The 2,266-nt window shown below is 39.4% G+C and carries 2 protein-coding genes; both read left to right on the top strand.

Features of this window, described 5'->3' with window-relative positions:
• Positions 1–803: 803 nt before the first annotated feature.
• Positions 804–1,376 carry a hypothetical protein gene (locus tag EYW48_RS20910; protein ID WP_277433016.1) on the top strand — a complete coding sequence of 191 codons (573 nt, stop codon included), beginning with the start codon at positions 804–806 and terminating at the stop codon, positions 1,374–1,376.
• A gap of 108 nt (positions 1,377–1,484) precedes the next feature.
• Complete coding sequence (locus EYW48_RS20905; RefSeq protein ID WP_277433015.1) at positions 1,485–2,018, top strand: hypothetical protein; 534 nt, start codon at positions 1,485–1,487, stop codon at positions 2,016–2,018.
• The last annotated feature ends 248 nt before the right edge of the window (positions 2,019–2,266 follow it).

Genomic DNA, 2,266 nt, shown 5'->3' with positions numbered 1-2,266 from the left:
ATCACGCTCAATGTCGTGCATCTGTTCGAGTTGCAGTTTCTGTTGAGGAGTCAGTGTGATTTTCATGGTTTGTAGCATGATCCTGATTCTATTGAAAATCAAGCATCTTCAATGATCACGGGTATAACCTCTTTAATACGGCGGATTTTCTTTCAATACGAAGCGGAATAGATAATAGTATTTCCATGTTTGTTATTCTTATATTTTTTGCTTAGCAAGCCAAGCTTTAATACAAGAATAAACTGAAAGGCAAATATGTCAATACATAATTGGAAAATAATGACAATATATTTAATACTTTAATTCAATTGAATTATAAAATATAAATAGACGATTAACTTATACATTCAGGCAATTCCAAGTCAATATTAATACCACTACAACCATGTTGCAATTCGAACAAAATTACTATTAAATATAATAGTCAATTATCGTTTTAAAAAATTAAATACAATTTAAAACCGGAATTAGCCATCATATGACTAGCGCTAATTGTTTTTATTAGCAATATGATATAGCTTGGATTAATCCAAAGCTAGTTTCAGCCAGTCTTGGCTGAAACACTTCTGCCCCATTGCTTCTCAGCCCAAAAGTTTACTCATAATCTGTGAGTGTAGGTTTGCCTTACCTGTAGTTATCCGAGGGAGTGTCGATGTAGGCTTTTTAAAAACTATGCGCCATTTTGCAATCTAATGCCCAATACATCTCATTAACCTATTGATTATAAATTGAACTGTGTTTGGAAAGGTTGCATGCTAGGAGTATGAAAATCGGCTGAAAGCGTTATGTGCTCAGGAGGAGTAATGAATAGAGTCGAACAAATAATCCGTTCAACTGACGTGAAAGTTCGTAGAGATACAGCTCTAGAGTCGACTTGGTTATATGGTGATTATGAGCATATGGTTGAGGAGACGCTGTCTTTTCATTGCCCTACATGTAAGGTTAGTGACCTTTTAAAACTACAAATATCGCAGTTATATCACCAAGGGTATGTTGTTATTGAAAACATTGCAGTCGCAGTTCCGGTTACTTCGGTGTTGTCGGTTTTGGAGCGCATCAGTGATATCGGTAACGGTCGGGGTAAATTGAGAAATATATCCGACCAAGTGGGTTTTAAGGTCCTGCATACTCATTTTGGACAATCTTCATTTATTGTTGAAAACTGGGCTAATCACGCGAAGCGCACCAAGTTACAAGATCAAGACTTGGACATCGGCACAATGTACCAGTCGTTAATTGAATCAGTCTCGAACAACTACAAAACTGGTGAGTGGATTGTATACAGCAAGCATAATGGTTCGATCACAATTTGGGGGTTGTGGCTACACGAAGCTGGTGATGAGGCTTTGATTCGTGAACTTAAAGCACGCAAATAACAAACGTCTAAGAGCGAAGCGTAAACGCGTACCATTTACGCTTCGCTATAATTGTGGCACATTCACTCACGCATTAACGTGGCGTTGCGTAACACTACAGAGTCTGGAATGGAAGAATTTAAAAGTTTAGAAGAATTAACGCAGATGGATAAAAAACATCAACTGATGGGAGCCGTTTGCGGCTCCGTGCCCAGTCTGAAAGGAATGCATAAGTACCTTTCTAATGAAATTCTGAACGATGAAGTTCCTGACGAAATCAAAGGACAGTTTAATGTGGCTAAAAACATGGCACTCTATTCCTACTTTTTCTATGCACTAGCCCCTGAAGTTCACCTAAAAACATATACAATCATAGAGCACGCACTCAGGCTTCGAGTTGCCCCTAAAAAGAGAATGATGTTCAAAGCTCTATTGAACCACGCAGTATCTCAACGATGGATTAAAGACTCTGGTTTTCGCCATATAGAAGACCCAAGCTCTGACAATGCATGGTGCAAGTCAATGGTTAAAGTCATGGCTGATCTCAGAAACTCAAAGGCACATGGTTCTTCAATGCTAGTCGGTGATTGTTTGCATCACATATCGTCATGTGCTGATTTTGTGAACCAACTGTTTCCAGCACATCAAGCGGTTAAAAATTAAAAAAACAGGCTCAGTCTCTCCTTGCTCCCTACCTGATTTCATTCGACTATTCACCAACTCTGAGAAATCCAGACACAGAACTGTTCATCTTCGTTTCAGCCAGTTTAGGCTGAAGCATTTCTGTCGAGTAGACGACACCTGTTACCAAGTGTCGTCCCTCTAAGAACCCAGCGTGCAACTTTCACCGCACTAGGCTCAAGCCTTCACTAAGGCACTGATTGGCACCCAGCAACTTATAAAGCAGCGAG

This window comes from Vibrio sp. 1180_3, from assembly GCF_029478545.1.
Lineage (GTDB): Bacteria > Pseudomonadota > Gammaproteobacteria > Enterobacterales > Vibrionaceae > Vibrio > Vibrio aestuarianus.
The sequence above is the reverse complement of the archived record's forward strand: the minus strand, read 5'-3'. Positions and strand labels throughout refer to the sequence as shown.

Excerpts from the sequence above, each read along its gene's own strand:
- EYW48_RS20905 (WP_277433015.1), top strand. The coding sequence starts at position 1,485 with ATGGAAGAATTTAAAAGTTTAGAAGAATTAACGCAGATGGATAAAAAA.
- EYW48_RS20910 (WP_277433016.1), top strand. The coding sequence starts at position 804 with ATGAATAGAGTCGAACAAATAATCCGTTCAACTGACGTGAAAGTTCGT.